A 23,861-nucleotide genomic window follows, 5' to 3' on the forward strand; every position below is an offset into this window, starting at 1 on the left:
GAAAACGAAGCGGGCGGTGCGCACCCTGGCACCGCCGGCTGGAGCCGCCCCCTTAGAAATCCAACGAACGAAACCCACCGGAGAACACCATGTTGAAAGCCTACCGTGACCATGTGGCCGAGCGCGCCGCCCTGGGCATCCCGCCCCTGCCGCTCGATGCAAAGCAGGTCGCCGAACTGATCGAGCTGATCAAGAACCCGCCCGCCGGGGAGGATGCGTTCCTGCTGGATCTGCTCACGCACCGCGTGCCCCCGGGCGTGGACGATGCCGCCAAGGTCAAGGCGAGCTTCCTGGCCGCCGTGGCGCACGGCGACATCGCCGTCGGCCTGGTCTCCAAGGCCAAGGCCACCGAGCTGCTGGGCACGATGGTGGGCGGCTACAACGTGCACCCGCTGATCGAATTGCTGGACGACGCCGAGGTGGCCGGCGTGGCGGCCGACGCGCTGAAGAAGACGCTGCTGATGTTCGACTTCTTCAACGACGTGGCGACCAAGGCCAAGGCCGGCAACGCCAAGGCCCAGGAAGTGATGAAGAGCTGGGCCGATGCCGAGTGGTTCACGAGCCGCCCCGAGGTCGAGAAGAAGATCACCGTGACCGTGTTCAAGGTGCCCGGCGAGACCAACACCGACGATCTCTCGCCCGCGCCCGATGCCTGGAGCCGCCCCGACATCCCGCTGCACTACCTCGCCATGCTGAAGAACACGCGCCCCGACGCGGCCTTCAAGCCCGAGGAGGACGGCAAGCGCGGCCCGATGCAGTTCATCGAGGACCTGAAGAAGAAGGGCCACATCGTGGCCTACGTGGGCGACGTGGTGGGCACCGGTTCCAGCCGCAAGTCGGCCACCAACAGCGTGATCTGGGCCACGGGCCAGGACATCCCCTTCGTGCCCAACAAGCGCTTCGGCGGTGTGACGCTGGGCGGCAAGATCGCCCCGATCTTCTTCAACACGCAGGAAGATTCGGGCTCGCTGCCCATCGAGGTCGAGGTGTCCAATCTGGAGATGGGCGACGTGATCGACGTGCTGCCCTATGACGGCAAGCTCGTGAAGAACGGCGCCACCGTGGCCGAGTTCTCGCTCAAGAGCGACGTGCTGCTGGACGAAGTGCGCGCCGGCGGCCGCATCAACTTGATCATCGGCCGCTCGCTCACCGCCAAGGCGCGCGAGTTCCTGGGCCTGCCCGCATCCACCGTGTTCCGCCTGCCGCAGGCGCCGGCCGCTTCCACGGCGGGCTTCACGCTGGCGCAGAAGATGGTCGGCCGCGCCGTCGGCCTGCCTGAAGGCCAGGGCGTGCGCCCCGGTACCTATTGCGAGCCCAAGATGACCACCGTGGGCTCGCAGGACACCACCGGCCCGATGACGCGCGACGAGCTGAAGGACCTGGCCTGCCTGGGCTTCTCGGCCGACCTCGTGATGCAGTCGTTCTGCCACACGGCCGCCTATCCGAAGCCCGTGGACGTGAAGACCCACCGCGAGCTGCCGGCCTTCATCAGCAACCGCGGCGGTGTGGCCCTGCGCCCCGGCGACGGCGTGATCCACAGCTGGCTCAACCGCCTGCTGCTGCCCGACACCGTGGGCACGGGCGGCGACAGCCACACGCGCTTCCCGATCGGCATCTCGTTCCCCGCGGGCTCCGGCCTCGTGGCCTTCGGCGCCGCCACGGGCGTGATGCCGCTGGACATGCCCGAGTCGGTGCTGGTGCGCTTCAAGGGCGAGATGCAACCCGGCGTGACGCTGCGCGACCTCGTGCACGCGATCCCGCTCTACGCTATCAAGGCCGGCCTGCTGACGGTGGCCAAGGCCGGCAAGAAGAACATCTTCTCGGGCCGCATCCTGGAGATCGAGGGCCTGCCCGAACTGAAGGTGGAGCAGGCGTTCGAGCTGTCCGATGCGTCGGCCGAGCGGTCCGCCGCCGGCTGCACGATCAAGCTGAATCCGGAGCCGATCAAGGAATACCTGAAGTCGAACGTCGTCCTGATGAAGAACATGATCGCCGACGGCTACGCGGACGCCAAGACCCTGGCCCGCCGCATCGAGAAGGTCGAGGCCTGGCTGGCCAAGCCCGACCTGCTCGAAGCCGACAAGGACGCCGAGTACGCCGCCGTGATCGACATCGACCTGGCCGACATCCGGGAGCCCATCGTCTGCTGCCCGAACGACCCGGACGACGCCAAGTTCCTCTCCGAAGTGGCCGGCACCCCCATCGACGAGGCCTTCATCGGCTCGTGCATGACCAACATCGGCCACTTCCGCGCGGCGGCCAAGCTGCTGGGCGGCCAGCGCGACATTCCCGTCAAGCTGTGGGTGGCGCCGCCCACCAAGATGGACCAGAACGAGTTGATCAAGGAAGGCCACTACGCCGCCTTCGGCACGGCCGGCGCGCGCACCGAGATGCCGGGCTGCTCGCTGTGCATGGGCAACCAGGCGCAAGTGCGCGAGGGCGCGACGGTGATCTCCACCTCCACCCGCAACTTCCCCAACCGCCTGGGCAAGAACACCAACGTGTTCCTGGGCTCGGCGGAGCTGTCGGCCATCGCCTCGCGCCTGGGCCGCCTGCCCACCAAGGAGGAATACCTCAAGGAGATGGGCGTCATCGACGCCGACAAGGCCAGCGTCTACCGCTACATGAACTTCGACCAGATCGAGGAATACGCGGACGCCGCCAAGTCCGTCGCGGCCTGAGGCCCGGCTGCGACTGAAGCGCCGCGCAAGCAACGGCCCGGGGAGCGATCCCCGGGCCGTTTTTGCGTCGCCCCCGGGCGGGCCCGGCGGCGCCGCGCGGCGATGGAACGAACCTGCGGCGCACGGGTCGCAGGAGGCAGAACCACGACAACAAGCTCCCCCCCATGTTCAAGTCCTTCTTCCTGTCTCGCCGCTGGTGGCCCTGGTCGGTCCTCGGCTCGCTCGCCATCCTGCTGTCCACGTGGTATCGCGTCGAACTCGACGTGCAGATCAACGACTGGTTCGGCAGCTTCTACGACCTGGTGCAGAAGGGGCTGGGCCAGCCCGGCAGCATCACGATGGAGGAGTTCTGGCGGCAGCTCTCCACCTTCACGCACGTGGCCATGCTGTACGTGACGACGGCGGTGCTGGTGGACTTCTTCTCCAAGCACTACATCTTCCGCTGGCGCCAGGCGATGAACGAGCACTACATGGCCGCCTGGCCCCGGCTGCGCCACATCGAGGGCGCGGCGCAGCGGGTGCAGGAAGACACGATGCGCTTCGCCCGCATCATGGAAGACCTGGGGCTGAGCTTCATGCGCAGCCTGATGACGCTGGGGGCCTTCCTGCCCATCCTGTGGGTGCTCTCGGACAAGGTGACGGCCCTGCCGGTGCTGGGCGCCGTGCCGCATTCGCTGGTCTGGGTGGCGCTCATCTGGGCGCTGGGCGGCACGCTGCTGCTGGCGCTGGTGGGCGTGCGGCTGCCGGGGCTGGAGTTCCAGAACCAGCGCGTGGAGGCGGCCTACCGCAAGGAACTGGTGCTGGGCGAGGACGACGCCGCGCGCGCCTCGCCGCCCACGGCCGCCGCGCTGTTCCAGGACGTGCGGCGCAACTACTTCCGGCTGTTCTTCCACTACCTGTATTTCGACGTCGTGAAGTGGTCGTACCTGCAGGTGAGCGTGCTCGTGCCGCTGGTGGCGCTCGGGCCCACGCTGGTGGCGGGCGCGATCACCCTGGGGGTGATGCAGCAGATCGCGCGAGCCTTCGACAAGGTGCTCGACTCGTTCCAGTTCCTGGTGCTGAACTGGAGCACGGTGGTGGAGCAGATCTCGGTCTACAAGCGCCTGCGTGCCTTCGAGCGGCAGATGGCGGCCCCGGCGGTGGAGGGGCTGGCGGGTTGATTTGCTATATTTTTAATAGCTAACTATGTAATATTTACGGCGACATGGGGGCGTTTTCATTCAAGATTCGTGCAAGGAGGGCCCCTTGCGCGGGGGCTTCTAGGGGGATGCGCACCCGCAGCGGGTTGCCCGCCGCGATCTGCAGCGGGGCGCCGTCCAGCGCCGCGTGCATCCGCGCCAGCCGCACGGTGCGGTTGCCCTCGGGGTGGATCACTTCCAGCAGGTCGCCCACCGCGAAGCGGTTGCGGGTCTCCACCTCGGCCCACCCGTCGCCTGTGGCGACCACCTCGCCCACGAACTGGCTGCGCAGCGGCCGGGAACTGCCCGTTTCGTAGTTCTGCAGGTCCTGCGCGGGGCGGCGCTGCAGGAAGCCGGCGGTGTAGCCCCGGTGCGCGAGGCCGTCCAGCTCGGTGAGCAGGCCCGGGTCGAAGGGCCGGCCGGCCACGGCGTCGTCGATGGCGCGGCGGTACACCTGCGCCGTGCGCGCGACGTAGTAGCGGCTCTTGGTGCGGCCCTCGATCTTGAGCGAATCCACCCCGATCTCCACCAGGCGCCGCACGTGCTCCACCGCGCGCAGGTCGCGGCTGTTGAGGATGTAGGTGCCGTGCTCGTCCTCCATCACCGGCAGCAGCTCGCCGGGGCGCTCCTTCTCCTCCAGCAGATAGACCTGGTCCGCGAGGGGATGGCGGGCCGTACCCCCGCGCGCGGCGAAGGCGGCGTCGGCCTCGCCGCGCTCGGCGTGCGGGTCGAAGCCGTCCGCGATCCGCGCGGGCATCACTTCGCCGCTGTCGGTGGCGTCGGTGCCGGCGCCGGCCGCGTAGCTCCAGCGGCAGGCGTTGGTGCAGGTGCCCTGGTTGGCATCGCGCCGGTTGAAGTAGCCCGAGAGCAGGCAGCGGCCCGAATAGGCGATGCACAGCGCGCCGTGCACGAACACTTCCAGCTCGATGTCGGGGCACTGCTGGCGGATGCCGTCGATCTCGTCCAGGCCCAGCTCGCGCGAGAGGATGATGCGCGCGAGGCCCAGGCGCTGCCAGAACTTCACCGCCATCGCGTTCACCGTGTTGGCCTGCACCGAGAGGTGGATGGGCATCTCTGGCCAGCGCTCGCGCACCAGCATGATGAGGCCGGGGTCGGCCATGATGAGGGCATCGGGCGCGAGCGCGATCACGGGCTCGATGTCGCGCAGGTAGGTGCGCACCTTGTCGTCGTGCGGCAGCAGGTTGCTGGTCACGAAGAACTTGCGGCCGCGCGCATGCGCCTCGCGGATGCCCTGGCCGATCTGCTCCAGGCGGAACTCGTTGTTGCGCGCGCGCAGCGAATAGCGCGGCTGGCCCGCATAGACGGCGTCGGCGCCGAAGTCGTAGGCCGCGCGCATCTTGTCGAGGGAGCCTGCGGGCAGCAGCAGTTCGGGGGCGGTGGGGTTGGGCATGGCGGGTGTCCTGGGTCTGGGCGCGCGGTCCGCAAGGTCTGCAGGGGCGCGCGGCAAAGCGCGCGATTCTGCGGCGCGGTGGCGCCCGGTGCCTTGATCCAGGGCAAGCCCCGGGCGGGGCGGACCGCCTGTGTCAGCCCGCGGCGAGGTGGTCCAGCAGCGCCCTGGCGTGGGTGGACAGGGCCTGCGCATCGGCGCGAACGCAAAGTACCAGCTCCCGCGCGGCCCACGGGTCGGTGAGAGCCACGCGCTGCACGCCGGTGCTGCGGGCCAGCCGGAGGGCCGAGGCGCGCGGCACGATGGCCACGAGCCCCGCGCCCAGGCCCACGAGCCGGCACACGGCATCGACGTGCTGCAGGCGCGCGCGGTAGCGCAGCCGCTGGCCCTGGCGCCGTGCCTGGCGCGCGAGGTGGGTCTGCAGCGCGCTGTCTTCGGGCAGGCCGGCGAAGTCCTCGTCCGCCGCGTCCGCCAGGGCGATGGCGCCGCGCGCGGCCAGCCGGTGTCCCCGGGGCACGACGAGCACCAGCGGGTCGGCCACGAACGGGCGCACCGCCAGGCCCTGCAGGTCGGCGGCGCGCGAGGCGATGCCGATGTCGCACAGCCCGTCCCGCACGCCATCGGCCACGTCGTCGCTGCCGCGCTCCTGGGCGTCCACCGCCGTGCTCGGGTGCGCCGCCAGGAAGGCGGCGAGCGGCCCGGGCAGGTGTTCGCTCATCGCGGAGGTGTTGCAGAGCATGCGCACGTGGCCCGACAGGCCGGCGCCGAGTTCGCCGCGCAGCCGCTCCATCTGCTGCAGCACGGCGCGCGCATGGTGCGCCAGCGTCTGGCCCGCGGCCGTGGCGCGCACCCCGCGTGGCCCGCGCACCAGCAGCGGCGCACCGAGCGCCTGCTCCATGGCGACGATTCGCTCGCTGGCCGATGCCAGCGAGAGGTGGGTGCGCTCCGCGCCCGCCGTGATCGTGCCGGCCTCGTGCACGTGGAGGAAGAGCTGCAGGTCGGTGAGGTCGAAGCGCATGCCGCACGCTACCACGCCGGTGCCTTCCTGCCTTCGGCGGCGCCGAAGCCGGGCCACGGAACATCCGCATGGTGCGCGACCGCCGGGCCTCCCAGAATCGCCGCACTGCGCTGCTGGTGGCGCAGCGGACGCAGGAGCGCAGGCATGGCAGGAGCGGCAGGGATGGGATCGGTGGTGGCGGCCATGCCGCTGGGCATGGCCTGCGCGGCGGCACTGGTGTTCATGCTGGCGGGCATGGTGAAGGGCGTGGTCGGGCTGGGCCTGCCCACCGTCTCCATGGCGCTGCTCGCGCTCTGGATGCCGCCCGCGCAGGCCGCGGCGCTGCTGGTCGTGCCCTCGCTCGCCACCAACCTCTGGCAGATGCGGCCCTGGCGCGACGCGCCCGCGCTGCTGCGGCGGCATGCCGGGCTGCAGGTGGGCATCTGCGCCGGCACCTGGGCGGGAGCATGGTGGCTGGGTGCGCCCCAGGGCGCGGGCGCCCGCATGGCGCTGGGAGCGGCGCTCATCGCCTATGCGGGGTGGTCGCTCGCGGGCGTGCGCCTGCCCCCGGTGCCCGGGCGGTACCAGCGCTGGCTGGGGGTGCCCGTGGGGGCGGTGACGGGCGCCATCACGGCCGCGACGGGCGTGTTCGTCGTGCCGGCCGTACCTTATCTGCAGGCGCTGGGCCTGCAGCGCGACGCGCTCGTGCAGGCGATGGGGCTGGGCTTCACGGTCTCCACGATCGCGCTGGGCGCGGGCCTCGCATCGCAGGCCAGCCTGCCTCCCGCCACGCTGGCAGCCTCGGTGCTGCTGCTGGCTCCGGCCATCGTGGGCATGGCGCTCGGCGCACGCCTGCGGCGCCACCTGTCGCCGGAGGCGTTCCGGCGCTGCCTCATGGCGGGGCTGCTGGTGCTGGGGCTGGGCATGCTGCTGGGGTAGGCGAGACCTGCGCGCTCTGCTGGCGGGCGCCGGCGGCCTGCTGGATCAAGCATGGCCTAGAAGTCGGCCACCTTGCCCCAGGACGAGCTGCTGAACCGCTCCGGCCGGTACGGCGCGGGATCGAAGATCGGCATCGCGCCCGTGACCAGGTCGGCGATCAGGTGCCCGGCCCCGGGGCCGATGCCGAAGCCGTGGCCGGAAAAGCCCGCCGCCAGGATGAAGCCCCCGATGCCGGGCACTTCGCCGATACCGGGCACGCCGTCGGGCGTGCTGTCCACGAATCCGGCCCAGGCGTTGGCGATGCCGGCGTCCTTCAGGGCCGGCAGCAGTTCGACGGCACGCTGGTGCGTCTGCCGGACGGCCACGGGGTCGGGGCGGGGGTCGAGGACGCGCACGCGCTCCATGGGCGTGGGCGCATCGAGCCGCCACCGCGCCAGCGTCTCGTGCCCCGCGCGCAGGCCTTCGAGGCCCCCGGGGCGGATGTTGCGCCACCGCTTCGCGAACATGGGCACGAACTGCGGGGCGAAGCGCAGGAGCTGCGGCGTCAGGTCCACGCGCCCCCGGCCGCTGATGGCCAGTGCGTAGCTGCCGTCGCTGCGGCGGGTGGCGGAGACGCGCGCGGTGTGCAGGGCGTCCGGCAGGCCCGCGCCCTCCTGCGGCAGCACGCGGACGATGGACTGGCGCACCGTGGCGAGCGGGAACCGGATGCCGAGCTGGCGGCAGAACGAAGACGCCCAGGCACCGCCCGAGAACACCACCGAGCGGGTGCGGATGGTGCCGGCCTCGGTCACGACGCCGCAGACCTGGCCGCCCTGCACCTCGATGCCGCGGGCCGCGCAGTGCTGGTGCACGCTGCCGCCGAGCTTCTGCAGGGCCGCGGCCACCGCCGGCGCGGCCTTGGAGGGATCGGCCGTGCCGTCGCTCGGCGAGAAGACGCCGCCCCGCCAGGCCCGGCCCGTCGCCCGTCCGCGTTCCGTGGCCTGCGGGCCGCTCAGCATGTGGGTGGTGACGCCCATGGTCTTCGCGAAATCCCGCCAGTTCGCCCAGCGGGACAGCTCGGCCTCGTCATCGCTCAGGTACAGCAGCCCGCAGCGGTGGAAGCCCGTGTCCTCGCCGGTGTCCGCGATGAACTGCTCCCAGAGATCGAGGCTGCGGGTGGCCATGGGCAGCTCGCGCGCGTCGCGGTTCTGCTGGCGGCACCAGCCCCAGTTGCGGCTCGATTGCTCGGCCCCGATCCGGCCCTTCTCGACGAGCGCGACCGAGAGCCCGCGCCGGGCGAGGTAGTAGGCGGCGAAGACACCCACGATGCCGCCGCCGATCACCACGGCGTCGGCGTGGCCCGGCAGGCCGGGTGAGTTGTCGATGGAACGCAGTGGCTGGCGCATCAGGGGCTTTCGTGGATCGTTTCGGGCCGTGGCCTGGCGCCACGAACAGGTTGGGCGGCGCTTTCAGCGGTGCCCGGCGGCGGCGGGCGCAGCATCGGTGGCCGGCTCCAGGCCGAGGATGGCCTTGGTCTCCAGGTACTCTTCGAAGCCTTCCTGGCCGTACTCGCGCCCGTTGCCCGAACGCTTGTAGCCGCCGAAAGGCGCCTGCGGGTTCCAGGCGGGATAGTTGATGTGCACCTGCCCGGAGCGGATTCTGGCCGCGACCGCGCGCGCGGCCCCGGCGTCCTGGCTCTGGACGTGCGCGCCCAGGCCGTAGTCGGTGCCGTTGGCGATCTCCACGGCCTCGTCCACGCTGTCGTAGGGGATCAGGGCAAGCACCGGACCGAAGATCTCCTCCTGCGCGATCCGCATCTGCGGCGCGACGTCGGAGAAGACGGTCGGGCGCGCGTAGAAGCCCCGTGCGAGGCCCTCGGGCCGGCCGGGCCCCCCGCAGACCAGCCGCGCGCCCTCGGCGATCCCCACGCCGATCATCTCCTGTACGCGGTGGAACTGCGCGCGGTTGGCCAGGGGGCCGTGCGTGGTCTCCGGTGACCGTGGGTCGCCCACGACGAGGCGCGAGACCGCTTCGCGGGCGAGCTGCTCGACCGCGCCGAGGTGCGCGCGCGGCACGATCATGCGCGTGGGGGCGCTGCAGGACTGGCCTACATTGCGGAATGCCGCTGCCACGCCCCCGGACACGGCGCGCGCGAGGTCGGCGTCCGGAAGAAGGATGTTGGGCGATTTGCCGCCCAGCTCCTGGGCCACGCGCTTGACCGTCGGCGCGGCCGCCTGCGCCACGAGGACCCCGGCACGCGTCGAGCCCGTGATCGAGACCATGTCCACGTCGGGGTGCGAGGCCAGCGCGGCGCCGACCTCCGGCCCCGTGCCGCTCACGAGATTGAACACCCCTGCGGGAAGGCCGGCGTCCCGCAGCACCTCGGCGAGAAGCACCGCGCTGAACGGCGAGAGTTCGCTGGGCTTGAGGACCACCGTACAGCCGGCCGCCAATGCCGGCCCGACCTTGGCCGTGATCTGGTAGAGGGGCCAGTTCCACGGCGTGATCAGGCTGCACACGCCGATGGCCTCGCGCGCGATGTCGATGTCACCGCGGCGCGTGGCGAAGGCATAGGTGGCCGCGAGATCCCGGGCCACCCGGATGTGCTCCGCCGCGGACGGTACCTGCACGCTGCGCGCCGAAGCGATGGCGGCGCCCATTTCCAGCGAGATCGTCTGGGCGAAAAGCTCGGCCCGCTCCAGAATCAGGCCATGTACGCGATCGAGCAGCGCGGCACGCTGCCGCGGCGCCGTCGCGGACCAGGCGGCGAAGGCCCGCCGGGCCGCTTGCACCGCGGCGGAGACATCCTGCGCGTCGCCCAGCACGATCTCCGCCACGGGTTCTTCGGTGGACGGGTCGATGACGCTGGAGCGGTCCTGGCCGTGGGGCCGCACCCAGTCGCCGCCGATGAAGATGCGGTCCAGAAGGCCGGCGCTGGAGAGGCGATCGATGAGGGACGAGGGCATGCGGCGGTTCCTGGCTGCGACAGGGAAGCCCGGACGGGGTTCCCGGAAACGCAGTATCGACCTGTCCACCGCCGAGTGGATTCACCCGGGCAAAACTCGGCATGAAGCAGAACTTCAGGCCCCCATCACGGCAGAAAAGCGCAATTCAGACGCGCTGCTTGCCCAATTTGCGCGTGAGCGTGCGCCGGTGCATGCCGAGCCGGCGCGCGGCCTCGGAGATGTTGAAGTCGGTCTCGGCCAGCACCTCGTGGATGCGCTCCCACTCCAGTGTCTTGATGGAGCTGGAGCGGTTGGTCAGCTCCACCTCGGTGTTGCCTTCGGCCAGGCCGAAGGCGGTCTCGATGTCGTCGGTGTTGGAGGGCTTGGCGAGGTAGTGGCAGGCGCCGAGCTTCACCGCCTCCACCGCGGTGGCGATGCTGGCGAAGCCGGTCAGCACCACGATGCGCATGTCCGGGTTGGCGGCGTGCAGCTTCTGCACGCAGGCCAGGCCCGAGGCCTCGCCCTTGAGCTTCAGGTCCACCACGGCATAGTCGGGGTGCTGCCGCGCGAGCAGGTCTTCCACGCCGGCCAGGCTGTCCGCCTGCAGCACGCTGTAGCCGCGCCGCTCGAACGAGCGGGCCAGCGTGCGCGCGAGGGCCTCGTCGTCCTCCACGATCAGCAACGGGCGTTCACATTCAGCGTCCATGGTGTGCTTGTCCGGTTTCCTGCAGTGCGATCGCCGCCAGCGGCAGGCGGATGGTCACCTCCGCGCCCCGGTCCGGCAGGTTGCGGGCCGTGACGCTGCCGCCCAGCGTGCGCGCCACGTTCATGGCCAGGAAGAGGCCCAGCCCGCCGCCCGCGCGGCCCTTGCTCGACTGGTAGGGCTTGCCGAGGTTGGCCAGGATGGCGGGATCGAATCCCGGGCCGGCGTCGGCCACGGTGATGCGCAAGGTATCGGCGTCGCGTTCGACGGTGAGGCCCACCCAGCCGGGCGATGCATCGCGGGCATTGTCCAACACATTGAAAACCATCTGCTGGAGCGTGGTGTCGGACACCATCGGCGTGTCTGCGCCGAACTGGTTGTCGTAGTCGAAGTCGGCAATGGCCCGCGTGGCTCGCCACTCCCGCGCCAGCGCGTCCACGAAGGTGCGCACGGTGGTCTGCGCGGAGGCCTCGCCGCGTGTTTCGCCGGCCGACAGCAGGATGCCGCTCACGATGCCCTTGCAGCGTTGCACCTGGATCTGCATCTCGGCGATCTCGTCCTGCAGCACGGTGTCGCCGGCCAGGCGCGGATCGTGCCGCCAGTCGCCCAGGATCACCGCCATGGTGGACAGCGGCGTGCCCAGTTCATGTGCCGCGCCCGAGGCGAGCAGGCCCATGCGCACGATGTGCTCTTCCTCCATGGCGCGCTGCCGGGCGGCCGCGAGGCGGGCATCGCGCTGGCGCAGGTTGCGCTCGATGCGGGTGATGAAGATCACCACCAGGATCGCGTTGAGCAGGAAACACACCAGCAGGCCGAGCAGGTAGGGGCTGGAGAGGCCCCGGTGCAGGTCCGCCGGCAGGGGCAGGGGCAGGTTGAAGCGCGAGAGCGCGGCGAAGCAGCCGGTCGTGATGAGCACGATCGACCAGATGAAGCCGCCGCGCAGCAGCACCGCGCCGACGGCGATCTGCAGCAGGTAGAGGAAGACGAACGGATTGCCCGTGCCACCGCTCAGGTAGAGCTGCACGGTGAGCACCGCGACGTCGATCAGCAGCGCCAGGAACAGCTCCACATGGCGCACGCCGTGGCCGGTGCGCCAGCGCAGCAGGCTGACGATGTTGAAGAGCGCGAGGCAGCCCACCACCATGAGCATCTCGCGCACGGGCAGCGTGAGGCCGAGGCTGTAGTAGGCCACCTCGATGGTGAACACCTGCCCGATCACCGCCACCCAGCGCAGCTGGATGAGCTGATGCAGGTTCTTCAGCCCCGCGGCGGCATTGGCGGAGCGCGCGTTGCGCGCCGACGGGGAGGGAGCGGTGCTGGAAGAGGGCAGGGCAGTGTCAGCGCGGGGGCTGCTGCGTCGGGGCGGAAGGGGCACGGTCGGCGGAACGCAGGCGAAACTCGTAGCGTGCCACATACCAGGCCGCGCCCGCAACCATCAGCGCAAGCCCGTACCACGTCAGCGCATAGACGAGGTGGCTGTTGTGGAAGCGGATCACCGTCATGCCCGGCCGGGGCCATTGCGCGGCATCTGCTGCGGGCGCCACGGAGGCGGCGGCCCGGGGATCGGGGAGTCCGGCATCGATGAAGAAGGGCGCTGCCTGCGCCAGCCCCTGCGCGGCGGCGATGGCCGTGACATCGCGTGAATACCAGCGCTGCTGCGCGGGGTCGTTGGAGCGCAGGAAGCCGCCTCCGGGTTCGCTCATGCGCAGCAGGCCCTGCACGGTGACCGCGTGTGCCGCCGGGCCATCGCCGGCCCCGGAAAGCCATTGGGCGCGCTGCGCCTGCGGCACGAAGCCCCGGTTGACCAGCACCTGCGTGCCATCGGCCTGCTGCAGCGGCGTCATCACCCAGAAGCCGGCGCCCAGATCCGTGGTGGCCTGCGCCAGGACGGTCTTGTCCAGCAGCCAGCGACCGGTGGCGGTGACGGGCAGGTATTCGTGGCCCGCGGCATCGACCTTGCCCCATTCGGCGGGAGGGGGCACCGGCACGGGCGCGGCATGCGCGCGCTGCTCCACCCGTTCGATCAGCGCGAGTTTCCAGGCCCGGCGCTGGACCTGCCAGGTGCCCAGGGCCAGAAAGCCCAAAAACAAGGCGATGCCCACCAGGATGAGCATCGCTTGAACGGTGCGGGAGCGCCGGCCCCGGGGGGCGGCGTCTCCATCGCGGTGCGCCGCCACGCTCAAGGCGTGATCACCGCCGGCGCGGCGGCGGGCGCCGCGGTGCCGGGCATGGTGTGCTCCGGCATCATGTTGGTGTTCATGTGGAACATGACCCACAGCGTGCCCGTGATGGCGATGGCCACGAAGACCACGGTGAAGATCGTGGACAGCATGGTCCAGCCACCCTCGACCTTGCCGTTCATGTGCAGGAAATACACCATGTGGACCAGGATCTGTACCACGGCGAAGCCGCCCAGCACCAGCACGGCCGTGTTGCGGTCGGCGATGACCTTGGCCATGACCAGCCAGAACGGAATGGCGGTGAGGATGACCGAGAGCACGAAGCCGATCATGTAGCCGGAGAACGTGCTGTGCGGGCCGTCGTCGTGGTGGTGGTCGTCATGCCCGCCGTGGGCATGTGCGTGTGCATGCGAATTCTGTGCGCTCATTTACAGCACCCCCATCAGGTACACAAAGGTGAAGACGCCGATCCAGACCACGTCCAGGAAGTGCCAGAACATGGACAGGCACATCAGGCGGCGGTTGTTCTCGGGGATCAGGCCATGCTTGCCGATCTGGATCATCAGCACCACCATCCAGATCAGGCCGAAGGTCACGTGCAGGCCGTGGGTGCCCACGAGCGTGAAGAAGGCCGACAGGAAGGCGCTGCGCTGCGGGCCCGCGCCCTCGTGCAGCAGGTGGGCGAACTCATAGAGCTCCAGGCCCAGGAAGCACAGGCCGAACACGCCGGTAACGGCCAGCCAGGCCAGCGTGCCGCGCACGTTGCCCTTTTGCTTCTGCAGCATCGCGAAGCCGAAGGTGATGGACGACAGCAGCAGGAAGGCCGTGTTGATGGCCACCAGCGTCAGGTCGAAGAGCTGCGCGCCCGTGGGGCCGGCCGCGTAGCTGTGGCCCAGCACGCCATAGGTGGCGAACAGCGCCGCGAAGATGAGGCAGTCGCTCATCAGGTAGAGCCAGAAGCCCAGCGCGGTGCCGTTCTCGGGGTGGGGCTCCTCCGCGAGGCGGTAGTCGCGCGAAGCCAGGGCGCCGGCCGCGCCGGCTGCTTGGTAACGGATATCAGACATGGCGGGCCAATTGGAGTGTGCGGGCTTCTTCGGTCGAGATGACTTCATCGGCGGGGATGTAGAAGTCGCGCTTGTAGTTGAACGTGTGGATGATCGACGCCAGGATCACCGCCGCGAACGACAGTCCGGCCAGCAGCCACATGTGCCAGATCAGCGCGAAGCCCATCACCAGGCTGAACGCGGAGATCACGGCACCCGCGCCGGTGTTGGCCGGCATGTGGATGGGCTGGAAGCCCGACAGCGGACGCTGGTAGCCGTGCTTCTTCATGTCCCACCAGGCATCGATCTCGTACACGCGGGGCGTGAACGCGAAGTTGTATTGCGGCGGGGGCGAGGAGGTGGCCCATTCGAGCGTGCGTGCGTCCCAGGGGTCGCCGGTCACGTCGCGCAGCTCCTCGCGCTTGAGGTAGCTCACCACCAGCTGGATCAGGAAGCAGCCGATGCCGGCGGCGATCAGCGCCGCGCCGATGGCGGCGATCACGAACCAGATCTGCAGGGACTGGTCTTCGAAGTGGTTGGCTCGGCGGGTCACGCCCATCAGGCCCAGCACGTACAGCGGCGTGAAGGCCACCCAGAAGCCCACCACCCACAGCCAGAAGGAGCGAACCCCCCAGGTGCGGTCGAGCTTGTAGCCGAAGGCCTTGGGATACCAGTAGTTGATGCCGGCGAACAGGCCGAACACCACGCCGCCGATGATGACGTTGTGGAAGTGAGCGATCAGGAACAGGCTGTTGTGCAGCACGAAGTCGGCCGGGGGAACGGCCAGCAGCACGCCGGTCATGCCGCCGATGGCGAAGGTGGCCATGAAGGCGACGGTCCACATCATGGGCAGCTCGAAGCGGATGCGGCCCTTGTACATGGTGAACAGCCAGTTGAAGATCTTCGCGCCCGTGGGGATCGAGATGATCATCGTCGTGATGCCGAAGAAGGTGTTCACGCTCGCGCCCGAGCCCATCGTGAAGAAGTGGTGCAGCCACACGAGGTACGAGAGGATGGTGATACACACCGTGGCATACACCATGGAGGTGTAGCCGAACAGGCGCTTCTTGCAGAACGTGGCCACCACCTCGGAGAAGACGCCGAAGACGGGCAGGATCAGGATGTACACCTCGGGGTGGCCCCAGATCCAGATCAGGTTCACGTACAGCATGGCGTTGCCGCCGAAGTCATTGCTGAAGAAGTGCGTGCCCAGGTAGCGGTCCAGCGACATCAGCACCAGGGCGGCCGTGAGCACGGGGAACGAGGCCACGATCAGCGCGTTGGTGCACAGGGCGGTCCAGGTGAAGACGGGCATGCGCATCAGGCTCATGCCGGGCGCGCGCATCTTGATGATGGTGACGATCAGGTTGATGCCCGATAGCGTCGTGCCCACCCCCGCGATCTGCAGCGCCCAGATGTAGTAGTCCAGCCCCACGCCCGGGTTCTGCGCCCCCAGGTTGGACAGCGCCAGCCAGCCGGAGGTGGAGAACTCGCCCAGGAACAGCGACATCATCACCAGCACCGCGCCGGCCGTGGTCATCCAGAAGCTGAAGTTGTTCAGGAAGGGGAACGACACGTCGCGTGCGCCGATCTGCAGCGGCACGAGGTAGTTCATCAGGCCCGTCACCAGCGGCATGGCCACGAAGAAGATCATGATCACGCCGTGGGCGGTGAAGATCTGGTCGTAGTGGTGTGGGGGCAGGTAGCCCATGTTGTCGCCAAAGGCCATGGCCTGCTGCAGCCGCATCATGGCGGCATCGGCGAAGCCGCGCAGCAGCATCACGAGGCCGAGGATCATGTACATGATCCCGATCTTCTTGTGGTCGATGCTGCAGATCCAGTCGCGCCACAGGGGGCCCCAGAGGCGGAACTTGGTGATGGCCGCCAGCACGGCGATCCCGCCCAGCACCACGGCAATGAAGGTCCACAGCACGATGGGCTCATGCGCCATCGGTACGGAGTCCCAGGTGATCCGTCCCAGGGCCCAGTGGGACGCGGAGGTATGTTCGGACATATCGAGTCTCTTCGGAAAGGGGCCCGGCGCCGCTCACGCGGCCGCCCGGCCCGACAGGGTCATTGCGAGGGGGTGGCGCGATTTTCCAGGGAGGCGACCACGCGGGCCGAGTTCTCGGCGGTGCACACGTCCTGGGGCAGATTCAGGCCGCTGGCCTTCAGGAAGGCCTCGCCGCCGTTGGCGTCGATGGCCATCATGTGGTGCATGCACATCTTGCCGTCTTCCACGCAGCGGTTCAGCACCTTGTCGTAGAGGCCTTCTTCCACGGAAGCGAAGCGCTCGACGGGGTTGCGCTCGCTGGGCTTGGCCAGCGCCAGGTAGGTCTTGCTGTCGAGCGCCTTGCCGCCCGCCTTGGCCTCGCCGACCCACTTGGCGAAGTCGTCGTCGCTCAGGCCGTGGAACTTGAAGGTCATGCCCGAGAAGCCCGCGCCGCTGTAGTGCGAGGACATGCCGTGGAAGACTCCCGGCTTGTTGATGATGGCGTTCAGCTCCGTCTGCATGCCGGGCATGGTGTAGATCATGCCGGCGAGGTCGGGCACGTAGAACGCGTTCATCGTGGAGGAGGAGGTCAGCTTGAAGACGATGGGGCGGTCCACCGGGGCGGCCACTTCGTTCACCGTCGCGATGCCTTGTTCCGGGTAGAAGAAGGCCCATTTCCAGTCCATGGCCACCACCTGGATCTCCAGCGGCTTGGCGTTGCCGGGCAGCGGGCGGTTGGCGTCGATGCGCTCCAGCGGGCGGTACGGGTCGAGCTTGTGGGTGCTGATCCAGGTCAGGGCGCCCAGCGCGATGATGATCATCAGGGGCACGGTCCAGATCACCAGCTCCAGCGTGGTGGAATGGTGCCAGTCGGGATCGTATTCGGCCTGGGTGTTGGACTGCCGGTACTTCCATGCGAAGAGGAAGGTGAGCAGGATCACCGGAACGATGATGATCAACATGAGCAGGGTCGCGGTGACCACCAGCTGGCCTTGCTGCGCGGCGATGTCTCCTGCCGGATTGAGGACGACGGCCTTGCTGCAGCCAGTCAGACTGGCTGCCAAGGCGGCCGCGCCGAGCCATGCGGGCCCGCGGAGTTTCTTGATTTTCAGCATGCTTGGGGCGTGACAAAAACGCGTTTAGGGATAAACGCGGATTACAGAACTGACCGAATGTAATACGTTGGATAGTTTTGTCGATTGGACATTTTGTCCAAGGTCAAGGCGCGCGCCGAACCCGCATGGGCAGGGGCTTGCGGCGCGCCCCCTCCAAATCCCGAGTGGATGTAAGGGTTTATCCGGCCCCCGTTTGGGGAAAAATCGCCTTGTGGCGGTGGTGGGCGCGGGTGTAGAACGGTGCTGTGTTCAGCATGACTTGAGGAGGCGTTCTATGAGTGGGCTCGCTGGTTCCGCCACATATCCCTCGGGGAATTTCCATCACGAGGAATCTTTGTCCCATGCGGACACCCATGAAGAAGCCACGCCCAGCGAAATCGCCGTGGGCGTGATCATCGGGCGGTCGTCCGAGTATTTCGACTTCTTCGTGTTCGGCATCGCCTGCGTGCTGGTGTTCCCGTCCTTCCTGTTTCCGTACCTCTCGCGCCTGGACGGTACCCTGATGGCGTTCGCGATCTTCGCGGTCGCCTTCATCGCCCGTCCGATCGGCACGGCCCTCTCCATGGCGGTGCAGCGGCGATGGGGCCGGGGCACCAAGCTCACCCTCTCGCTCTTCGTGCTGGGAGCCTCCACGGCGGGCATGGCCTTCCTGCCCAGCTACGAGAGCGTCGGCAGCGCGGCCGTCGTGGCGCTGGTCATCCTGCGCTTCGGCCAGGGGCTGGCGCTGGGCGGCTCCTGGGATGGCCTGCCGTCGCTGCTGGCCATGTCCGCCCCCCCGGAGCGGCGCGGCTGGTACGCCATGGTGGGCCAGTTGGGCGCGCCCGTGGGCTTCGCGCTGGCCGCGAGCCTGTTCGCCTACCTCTACAGCAGCCTGAGCGTGCGCGAGTTCCTCGATTGGGGCTGGCGCTATCCGTTCTTCGTGGCCTTCGCCATCAACGTGGTGGCCCTGTTCGCCCGCCTGCGCCTCATCGTGGGGCAGTCGTACAGCGACCTGCTGCAGCAGCGCGAACTCGAACCCGTCGGGGCCTTGCGGCTGATGCGCAACGAGGGGCGCAATGTGGTGCTGGGCGCATTCGCCGCGCTGGCGAGCTTCGCGCTGTTCCATGTGGTGACCGTGTTCCCGCTGTCGTGGATCTCGATGTATTCCGAGCAGTCGATCACCCACGTGCTGGGCATGCAGATCGTGGGCGCGTTCCTGGCGGCCATCGCCATCGCCATATCGGGGCGCCTGGCCGACCAGATGGGGCGCCGCAACACGCTGGGTACCATGGCCTGCCTGATCGGCGCCTTCAGCTTGGTGACGCCCTGGCTGCTGAGCAGCGGCACCGCGGGCAACAACGTCTTCATCCTGGTGGGTTTCGTGCTGCTGGGGCTCTCCTACGGGCAGGCCTCGGGGACGGTCACGGCCAACTTCTCCCCGCGTTACCGCTACACGGGGGCTGCGCTGTCGGCGGATCTGGCGTGGCTGGTGGGGGCGGCATTCGCGCCGCTGGTGGCCCTGGGGTTGTCGGCGCGCTTCGGGCTGGTGGCCGTGTGCCTCTACCTGCTCTCGGGCGTGGTCTGCACGCTGGGCGCGCTGCGCATCAACCGCATGATCGAGCGCCAGCGCGCCGACGAGTGAAGGATCGGCCGCAGGAGGCGGCGCCTTGATCCCATGAAAAAAAGGGCCATGCATGCGTGCATGGCCCTTTTGGCTTGGGGCGCGGGGCTCCGGGGTGGCCGCCTGCACGGCATGGGCGGCGGGCGGGGACGGAGCATGGCGAATGGCCGAGGGGCCTCCTCGGGGCTCGAACCCCCGTCAGTCCCTGGGGCGGAAGCCGATCACGAGCGAGGAGGGCACGCGGCCGTCCACGTCGCGGGGCAGGGTTTCGGTTTTTTCCAGGGCGCGCACCACCGCGTCGTCCCAGGCCTTGTTGCCGCTGGAGCGGGTGATGCGCGTGCCGACGATGGTACCGTCGGGCGCGGCCCGCACTTCCACCTCGGTGCGCAGGTTGTCGGAGATCGCATCCGGATAGACGATGTTGGGGCGCACCTTGGCCGCCACCTTGCCGCCGTAGCTGCCCGACGGGCCGGAACTGCGCTGCGCCGTGCCGGTGGACGTCTCGCCGCCCGTGGCGCCCGCGAGGCCCTGCATGCGGCGCAGGTTTTCCTGGCGCTGCGCTTCCATCCGCTTGGCGTCGGCTGCCTCGGCCTTGCGCTTTTCTTCCGCCAGCTTTTTCTGCTGCTGCTCCTGTTTTTCCTTCTCGGCCTGTTGCTTTTCCTGCTGCTCGCGGCGGTCCTTTTCGCGCTGCTCTTTCTCGCGCTGGTCCTTTTCCTTCTGCAGCCGTTCCTTGCGCTCCTGCTCGGCCTGTTCACGGCGTTCGCGTTCCCGCTGGTCGCGCTCGGCCTGGAGCTGGCGTTCCTTCTTTTCCTGTTCGAGGCGTTTTTTCTCGCGCTCGATGGCGATGTCCGCCTCGCGCTGCTGGGGCGCTGCCTGCGGTGGAGGGGGCGGAGGCGCGGGCGGTGGCGGCGCGGGCGTGGGGGCCGGGGTCGGTTCGGGGGGCGGTGGCGGCGCCACGGCGGCGGGGGCTGCCTGCTGGGGCAACTGGGACCACAGTTCCGCATCGACCGAGGGCTGGTCGGCGCTGGTCTTCCAGTGCACGCCCCAGGTCAGCGCTCCGATGAGCGCGGCATGGACCAGTACGGCGAGGGCAACGGCGCGCATCCGTCCCGGCGGGCGCGTGGGGGCGAACTGGTCTCGGTCGTTGGTGGCGTACATCGCGATCGGTGGGGCGGCTGCGGAGAGGCGGGGGGTCAGCTACCCGACTTGACGGTCAGGCCCACGCGCTGAACGCCCGCGCGCTGCAGCGTGTCCATGGCCTTGACCACGGTTTCGTAGGTCACGCTCTTGTCGGCGGTGACGAGCACCGGCGTGCCCTCGGGCTGTGTGGCCTGCCAGGCCTTGGCGGCGGCGCCCAGGTCCTTGAGGGTGACGGGGCGCTCCAGGTCGCCGGTCTTGAGCTGCAGGCTGCCGTCCTTCTGCACGATCACCTGGCCGAAGGTCTTGGGCGCCTTGGCGCCCTTGCCGACGGTGGGCACGTTGATGCTGCTGGGCGTGAGCATGGGGGCGGTCACCATGAAGATGATGAGCAGCACCAGCATCACGTCGATGAAGGGGACCATGTTGATCTCGTTCATGGAGCGGCGGCGGCTGCCGCCGCGCGAGGCCATCGCGGGCATGGGGGGCTCCTTGCGGCGTGGGGATCAGTGGCCGGAGGCCGACGATGCGGGCGAGGGGTGCGCGCCGAGGTTGCGCTGCAGGATGTTGGAGAACTCCTCGATGAAGGTCTCCTGATGGATGGCCACGCGGTCGATGTCGCGCGCGAAGCGGTTGTAGGCCACCACGGCGGGGATGGCGGCAAAGAGGCCGATGGCCGTGGCCACGAGCGCTTCGGCGATGCCGGGCGCCACGGTGGCGAGCGTGACCTGCTCCATGCCCGCGAAGCCGGTGAAGGCGTGCATGATGCCCCACACCGTGCCGAAGAGGCCCACGTACGGGCTCACCGAGGCGACGGAGCCGAGGAAGGAGAGGCTCGATTCCACCACGTCCATCTCGCGCTGGAAGCTGGCGCGCATGGCGCGGCGGGCGCCGTCGAGCAGCGTGCCGGGATCGGTGATGCGCCGCTCGCGCAGCTTGTGGAATTCGCGCATGCCGCTGGCGAAGATGCGCTCCATCGGGCCGGCGTTCTTGGCGTTCTGCGTGGCGCCGGCGTAGAGGTCGTTGAGGCTGGTGCCCGACCAGAATTCGCGCTCGAAATCGTCGTTGAGCGACCGCACGCGCTTGAGGGCGAACAGCTTGCGGAAGATGGCGGCCCAACTGGCGATGGAAATGCCGATCAGCAGCGCCATGACGAGTTGCACCACCCAGCTGGCGTTGAGCACCAAGTGCAGGATGGACATGTCTTGCGAATTCATGATGGTGAGAGTTGTTCCAGAAGGTGGCCCGGGATGCGGGCGGGGCGCATCGTGGCGGCATCGACCCACCCGATGCGGATGGTGCCTTCGCACAGCGGCGCAGGCGGTGATTCTGTCACGTGCTCTGGTTTCAGGAGCGCTTGCTGGCGTATTGTCAGCGATGCCCGTCCGCTTTCCTCCAGCACGGCCGTAACAATCAGTTCATCGTCGAGCCGGGCGGGCCGCAGGTAGCGCAGGCGGGCGTCGGTTACGACAAACATGCCGCCCGTGAGTTCCCGCAGATGCTGCTGCCCCAGGCCCAGGGAGCGCAGCCACTCGGTGCGGGCGCGCTCGAAGAACTTGAGGTAGTTGGCATAGAACACGATGCCGCCGGCATCCGTGTCCTCCCAGTAGATGCGCACGGGCCACTCGAAGGTCATGGAGCGGGCTCTTCTCTCTCTTGGAAGGCGGAAGGTCAGCCCAGCACGCGGGACAGCCGCGCCACCGCCTCCTGGAGCTGCGGCATGGAGTTCGCCGTGGAAAAGCGCACGAAGCCCTCCGGCGCATGGCGGCCGAAGTCGCGGCCCGGCGTGATGGCCAGGTGCGCGCGGCGCAGGATCTCGTGGGTGAAGTCCCAGCTCCCCTCGACGCCCAGCCGCCGGGCGGCGGCGGTGCAGTCGGCCCAGGCGTAGAAGGCGCCGTCCGGCCGCACGGGCACGTGCAGGCCCAGGGATTCGAGCGCCGGGATGAAGTAGTCGCGGCGCGCCTTGAATTCGGTGCGGCGGCGCTCGTACTCGGCGATGCTCTCGGCCTCGAAGCAGGCCAGCGCCGCGTGCTGCGACACGGTGCTGGGGCAGATGAAGAGGTTCTGCGCGAGTCGTTCCACCACGGGCACCATGGCATCGGGCACGACCATCCAGCCCAGGCGCCAGCCCGTCATGTTGAAGTACTTGCTGAAGCTGTTGATGCTGATGATGTTTTCGTCGATCGCCAGAGCGGTGCGACCGAAGGCCTCTTCATAAGACAGGCCCAGGTAGATCTCGTCGATCAGCGTGACCCCGCCGCGCGACTGCACCGCCGCGTGGATGCGGCGCAATTCGTCGGGCGCGATCGAGGTGCCGGTGGGGTTGGACGGCGAGGCGAGCAGCACGCCGCGCGTTTTCGGGCCCCAGTGGGCCTCGACCTTCTGCGCGCTGAGCTGGTAGCGCTCTTCGGCGGTGGACGGCACCAGCACGGCCCGGCCGTCCGCCGCGCTCACGAAATGGCGGTTGCAGGGGTAGCTCGGGTCGGGCATGAGGATTTCGTCGCCCGCCTCGATCAGCGCCAGGCAGGCGAGCTGCAGCGCCGCCGAGGCGCCGGCCGTGACCACGATGCGCCGCGCCGGCACCTGCACGCCGAAGCGCTGGGCATACCAGCCGGCGATGCGCTCGCGCAGCGCGTCCAGCCCGAGGGCGTTGGTGTACTGCGTGACCCCGTCCCGCACGGCGCGCGCCGCGGCCTCCTGCACCAGCGCGGGGGCGGTGAAGTCCGGCTCGCCGATATTGAGGAAGATCATCGGCTCGGGGCCCGCCGCCACCTCGCGCGCCAGCGCCTGCGCGGCCTTGGCGATTTCCATCACGTAGAAGGGTTCGATGCTGTCGGCGCGCGAGGAGAACTTCATGGAGCGAGGGGAGAGAAGGGAAGGGAAAGCGCCCCCCGGCGCGGCGTGCGCGAGGGGGCGTGCGGTGCCCGGCGGTCAGGCCTCCGCGTCCGGGGCAGGGGCCGGGGCGGCGCGTCCCCGGTCGGCCTCGATCTCGGCCGCGCGCAGCAAGGGCGCAAGGCCGTTGAGCACGCCGTTCACGTACTTGTGGCCGTCGGTGCCGCCGAATTCCTTGGCCAGCTCGATGCATTCGTTGATGACCACGCGCCAGGGCACGTCCAGGCAGTGCTGGAACTCGTAGACACCGATCCACATGACCGCGTGTTCGATGGGAGAGATTTCGGCCATCTTGCGGTCGAGCTTCGGCAGGATGAGCGCGTCCAGGGCCTCGGCGTTCTCGATGCAGCCGTGCAGCAGCGCGTCGTAGTGGGCGGCATCGGCCTTGTGGAAGCCCGAGAGGTCGCGCGTGAAGGTGTCGATGGCCGTGGCCTCGTTGCGCCCCACCAGGTGCTGGTAGAGCGCCTGCAGCGCGAATTCGCGCGCGCGGCTGCGGGTGGATTTGGAGCCGGCCTTGCGCGCGCCGGTGCTCGTGGTGCCGGTGCGCGACTGCCGTGGCGGGCGCTTGCTGCCGCTGCTGCCCGGAGGCGTGGAGAAGGAGTCGCTCACGACAGCTCCTCCCGCAGGTTGGCCATTTCCACGGCCACGCGCGCGGCGTCGCTGCCTTTCTCGGTCTGGCGGGCGATGGCCTGTTCGAGATTTTCGGTGGTGAGGATGGCGTTGGCGATGGGCGTCTGGTAGTCCAGCGAGATCCGGGTCACGCCCGCGCCGGATTCGTTGGCCACGAGTTCGAAGTGGTAGGTCTCGCCGCGGATGATGCAGCCCAGGGCGATGAGCGCGTCGTATTCGTCCTGCTCGGCCAGTGCCTGCAGGGCCAGTGGGACTTCGAGCGCGCCGGGCACGCGCACGTGGCGGATGTTCTTTTCCTGCACGCCCAGGTCCAGCAGTTCCTTGAGGCAGGCGTCGGCCAGGGCGTTGGTGATGCTCTCGTTGAAGCGGGCCTGCACGATGCCGATGTGCAGCTTCCTGCCGTCGAGCTTGTCCGTGGTTCCTTTGTCTGCGCCAAACATG

At 69.0% G+C, this 23,861-nt stretch carries 22 protein-coding genes; 4 read left to right on the forward strand and 18 right to left on the reverse strand.

Annotated elements, in window-relative coordinates; genetic code table 11:
• The first annotated feature begins 89 nt into the window (after nt 1-89).
• Both acnB and AX018_RS01460 read left to right on the forward strand, forming a co-directional pair.
• Nucleotides 90-2,681, forward strand: coding sequence for a bifunctional aconitate hydratase 2/2-methylisocitrate dehydratase (acnB, locus tag AX018_RS01455; protein ID WP_111875482.1), 2,592 nt, complete (start codon nt 90-92; stop codon nt 2,679-2,681).
• 164 nt (nt 2,682-2,845) lie between these two features.
• Nucleotides 2,846-3,841 carry a putative transporter gene (locus AX018_RS01460; protein ID WP_111875485.1) on the forward strand — a complete coding sequence of 332 codons (996 nt, stop codon included), beginning with the start codon at nt 2,846-2,848 and terminating at the stop codon, nt 3,839-3,841.
• Nucleotides 3,842-3,875: 34 nt separating this feature from the next.
• Here AX018_RS01460 and trhP read toward each other — a convergent pair whose 3' ends face one another.
• Nucleotides 3,876-5,270 carry a prephenate-dependent tRNA uridine(34) hydroxylase TrhP gene (gene trhP, locus AX018_RS01465; RefSeq protein ID WP_111875487.1) on the reverse strand — a complete coding sequence of 465 codons (1,395 nt, stop codon included), beginning with the start codon at nt 5,268-5,270 and terminating at the stop codon, nt 3,876-3,878.
• Between the two features lie 133 nt (nt 5,271-5,403).
• Complete coding sequence (locus AX018_RS01470) at nt 5,404-6,285, reverse strand: LysR family transcriptional regulator (RefSeq protein ID WP_111875490.1); 882 nt, start codon at nt 6,283-6,285, stop codon at nt 5,404-5,406.
• A gap of 144 nt (nt 6,286-6,429) precedes the next feature.
• Between AX018_RS01470 and AX018_RS01475 the strand changes: the two genes are divergently transcribed.
• Nucleotides 6,430-7,203: a sulfite exporter TauE/SafE family protein gene (locus tag AX018_RS01475; RefSeq protein ID WP_170146159.1), complete on the forward strand. Its 774-nt coding sequence runs from the start codon at nt 6,430-6,432 to the stop codon at nt 7,201-7,203.
• Nucleotides 7,204-7,259: 56 nt separating this feature from the next.
• On the opposite strand, the gene AX018_RS01480 is transcribed toward AX018_RS01475, so the two are convergent.
• From AX018_RS01480 to cyoA, 9 genes are all read right to left on the reverse strand, one after another.
• On the reverse strand, nt 7,260-8,588 hold the full coding sequence (locus tag AX018_RS01480; RefSeq protein WP_111875495.1) for an NAD(P)/FAD-dependent oxidoreductase: 1,329 nt from the start codon (nt 8,586-8,588) through the stop codon (nt 7,260-7,262).
• A gap of 63 nt (nt 8,589-8,651) precedes the next feature.
• Nucleotides 8,652-10,148, reverse strand: coding sequence for an aldehyde dehydrogenase family protein (locus AX018_RS01485; RefSeq protein ID WP_111875498.1), 1,497 nt, complete (start codon nt 10,146-10,148; stop codon nt 8,652-8,654).
• Between the two features lie 145 nt (nt 10,149-10,293).
• Complete coding sequence (locus AX018_RS01490) at nt 10,294-10,833, reverse strand: response regulator transcription factor (protein ID WP_111875501.1); 540 nt, start codon at nt 10,831-10,833, stop codon at nt 10,294-10,296.
• Nucleotides 10,823-12,160 (reverse strand): ATP-binding protein, encoded by a 1,338-nt coding sequence (locus AX018_RS01495; protein WP_111875668.1) that lies wholly within the window; start codon nt 12,158-12,160, stop codon nt 10,823-10,825. Before AX018_RS01495 ends, AX018_RS01490 begins: the two co-directional genes overlap by 11 nt.
• A gap of 7 nt (nt 12,161-12,167) precedes the next feature.
• Nucleotides 12,168-12,944: an SURF1 family protein gene (locus AX018_RS01500; RefSeq protein ID WP_111875504.1), complete on the reverse strand. Its 777-nt coding sequence runs from the start codon at nt 12,942-12,944 to the stop codon at nt 12,168-12,170.
• Between the two features lie 65 nt (nt 12,945-13,009).
• The gene (cyoD, locus tag AX018_RS01505; RefSeq protein WP_111875506.1) at nt 13,010-13,438 is read right to left on the reverse strand and encodes a cytochrome o ubiquinol oxidase subunit IV; all 429 of its coding nucleotides are present in this window, start codon (nt 13,436-13,438) and stop codon (nt 13,010-13,012) included.
• Nucleotides 13,439-14,074, reverse strand: a complete 636-nt coding sequence (gene cyoC / locus AX018_RS01510) for a cytochrome o ubiquinol oxidase subunit III (protein WP_111875508.1) — start codon at nt 14,072-14,074, stop codon at nt 13,439-13,441.
• A complete protein-coding gene (cyoB, locus tag AX018_RS01515) occupies nt 14,067-16,067 on the reverse strand; it encodes a cytochrome o ubiquinol oxidase subunit I (protein WP_111875511.1) in 2,001 nt (666 codons plus the stop codon). The genes cyoC and cyoB overlap by 8 nt, the downstream gene beginning before the upstream one ends.
• A 59-nt stretch (nt 16,068-16,126) precedes the next feature.
• On the reverse strand, nt 16,127-17,161 hold the full coding sequence (gene cyoA / locus AX018_RS01520) for a ubiquinol oxidase subunit II (protein WP_111875512.1): 1,035 nt from the start codon (nt 17,159-17,161) through the stop codon (nt 16,127-16,129).
• Between the two features lie 274 nt (nt 17,162-17,435).
• On the opposite strand from cyoA, the gene AX018_RS01525 reads away from it, so the two are divergent.
• The gene (locus AX018_RS01525) at nt 17,436-18,782 is read left to right on the forward strand and encodes an MFS transporter (protein WP_111875515.1); all 1,347 of its coding nucleotides are present in this window, start codon (nt 17,436-17,438) and stop codon (nt 18,780-18,782) included.
• Between the two features lie 177 nt (nt 18,783-18,959).
• Here AX018_RS01525 and tolA read toward each other — a convergent pair whose 3' ends face one another.
• The 7 genes from tolA to ribH all read right to left on the reverse strand — a co-directional run bounded on the left by tolA (nt 18,960) and on the right by ribH (nt 23,860).
• Entirely contained in the window at nt 18,960-19,919 is a 960-nt protein-coding gene (tolA, locus tag AX018_RS01530; protein ID WP_111875517.1) for a cell envelope integrity protein TolA, read from the reverse strand.
• A 35-nt stretch (nt 19,920-19,954) separates the two neighbouring features.
• Nucleotides 19,955-20,380, reverse strand: a complete 426-nt coding sequence (locus AX018_RS01535) for an ExbD/TolR family protein (RefSeq protein WP_111875520.1) — start codon at nt 20,378-20,380, stop codon at nt 19,955-19,957.
• Nucleotides 20,381-20,404: 24 nt separating this feature from the next.
• The gene (tolQ, locus tag AX018_RS01540) at nt 20,405-21,115 is read right to left on the reverse strand and encodes a protein TolQ (protein WP_111875522.1); all 711 of its coding nucleotides are present in this window, start codon (nt 21,113-21,115) and stop codon (nt 20,405-20,407) included.
• Nucleotides 21,112-21,534: a tol-pal system-associated acyl-CoA thioesterase gene (ybgC, locus tag AX018_RS01545; RefSeq protein ID WP_111875525.1), complete on the reverse strand. Its 423-nt coding sequence runs from the start codon at nt 21,532-21,534 to the stop codon at nt 21,112-21,114. The genes tolQ and ybgC overlap by 4 nt, the downstream gene beginning before the upstream one ends.
• Before the next feature lie 35 nt (nt 21,535-21,569).
• Nucleotides 21,570-22,754 (reverse strand): pyridoxal phosphate-dependent aminotransferase, encoded by a 1,185-nt coding sequence (locus AX018_RS01550; protein WP_111875528.1) that lies wholly within the window; start codon nt 22,752-22,754, stop codon nt 21,570-21,572.
• A 75-nt stretch (nt 22,755-22,829) separates the two neighbouring features.
• Complete coding sequence (nusB, locus tag AX018_RS01555) at nt 22,830-23,399, reverse strand: transcription antitermination factor NusB (RefSeq protein WP_111875530.1); 570 nt, start codon at nt 23,397-23,399, stop codon at nt 22,830-22,832.
• Nucleotides 23,396-23,860, reverse strand: coding sequence for a 6,7-dimethyl-8-ribityllumazine synthase (gene ribH / locus AX018_RS01560; protein ID WP_111875532.1), 465 nt, complete (start codon nt 23,858-23,860; stop codon nt 23,396-23,398). Before ribH ends, nusB begins: the two co-directional genes overlap by 4 nt.
• Nucleotide 23,861: the final 1 nt, after the last annotated feature.

Origin of the sequence: Paracidovorax anthurii (assembly GCF_003269065.1) — a bacterium.
Classification (GTDB): domain Bacteria; phylum Pseudomonadota; class Gammaproteobacteria; order Burkholderiales; family Burkholderiaceae_C; genus Paracidovorax; species Paracidovorax anthurii.

Excerpts from the sequence above, each read along its gene's own strand:
- acnB (WP_111875482.1), top strand. The coding sequence starts at position 90 with ATGTTGAAAGCCTACCGTGACCATGTGGCCGAGCGCGCCGCCCTGGGC.
- AX018_RS01460 (WP_111875485.1), top strand. The coding sequence starts at position 2,846 with ATGTTCAAGTCCTTCTTCCTGTCTCGCCGCTGGTGGCCCTGGTCGGTC.
- trhP (WP_111875487.1), bottom strand. The coding sequence starts at position 5,270 with ATGCCCAACCCCACCGCCCCCGAACTGCTGCTGCCCGCAGGCTCCCTC.
- AX018_RS01470 (WP_111875490.1), bottom strand. The coding sequence starts at position 6,285 with ATGCGCTTCGACCTCACCGACCTGCAGCTCTTCCTCCACGTGCACGAG.
- AX018_RS01475 (WP_170146159.1), top strand. The coding sequence starts at position 6,430 with ATGGCAGGAGCGGCAGGGATGGGATCGGTGGTGGCGGCCATGCCGCTG.
- AX018_RS01480 (WP_111875495.1), bottom strand. The coding sequence starts at position 8,588 with ATGCGCCAGCCACTGCGTTCCATCGACAACTCACCCGGCCTGCCGGGC.
- AX018_RS01485 (WP_111875498.1), bottom strand. The coding sequence starts at position 10,148 with ATGCCCTCGTCCCTCATCGATCGCCTCTCCAGCGCCGGCCTTCTGGAC.
- AX018_RS01490 (WP_111875501.1), bottom strand. The coding sequence starts at position 10,833 with ATGGACGCTGAATGTGAACGCCCGTTGCTGATCGTGGAGGACGACGAG.
- AX018_RS01500 (WP_111875504.1), bottom strand. The coding sequence starts at position 12,944 with ATGCTCATCCTGGTGGGCATCGCCTTGTTTTTGGGCTTTCTGGCCCTG.
- cyoD (WP_111875506.1), bottom strand. The coding sequence starts at position 13,438 with ATGAGCGCACAGAATTCGCATGCACACGCACATGCCCACGGCGGGCAT.
- cyoC (WP_111875508.1), bottom strand. The coding sequence starts at position 14,074 with ATGTCTGATATCCGTTACCAAGCAGCCGGCGCGGCCGGCGCCCTGGCT.
- cyoB (WP_111875511.1), bottom strand. The coding sequence starts at position 16,067 with ATGTCCGAACATACCTCCGCGTCCCACTGGGCCCTGGGACGGATCACC.
- cyoA (WP_111875512.1), bottom strand. The coding sequence starts at position 17,161 with ATGCTGAAAATCAAGAAACTCCGCGGGCCCGCATGGCTCGGCGCGGCC.
- AX018_RS01525 (WP_111875515.1), top strand. The coding sequence starts at position 17,436 with ATGAGTGGGCTCGCTGGTTCCGCCACATATCCCTCGGGGAATTTCCAT.
- tolA (WP_111875517.1), bottom strand. The coding sequence starts at position 19,919 with ATGTACGCCACCAACGACCGAGACCAGTTCGCCCCCACGCGCCCGCCG.
- AX018_RS01535 (WP_111875520.1), bottom strand. The coding sequence starts at position 20,380 with ATGCCCGCGATGGCCTCGCGCGGCGGCAGCCGCCGCCGCTCCATGAAC.
- tolQ (WP_111875522.1), bottom strand. The coding sequence starts at position 21,115 with ATGAATTCGCAAGACATGTCCATCCTGCACTTGGTGCTCAACGCCAGC.
- ybgC (WP_111875525.1), bottom strand. The coding sequence starts at position 21,534 with ATGACCTTCGAGTGGCCCGTGCGCATCTACTGGGAGGACACGGATGCC.
- AX018_RS01550 (WP_111875528.1), bottom strand. The coding sequence starts at position 22,754 with ATGAAGTTCTCCTCGCGCGCCGACAGCATCGAACCCTTCTACGTGATG.
- ribH (WP_111875532.1), bottom strand. The coding sequence starts at position 23,860 with ATGTTTGGCGCAGACAAAGGAACCACGGACAAGCTCGACGGCAGGAAG.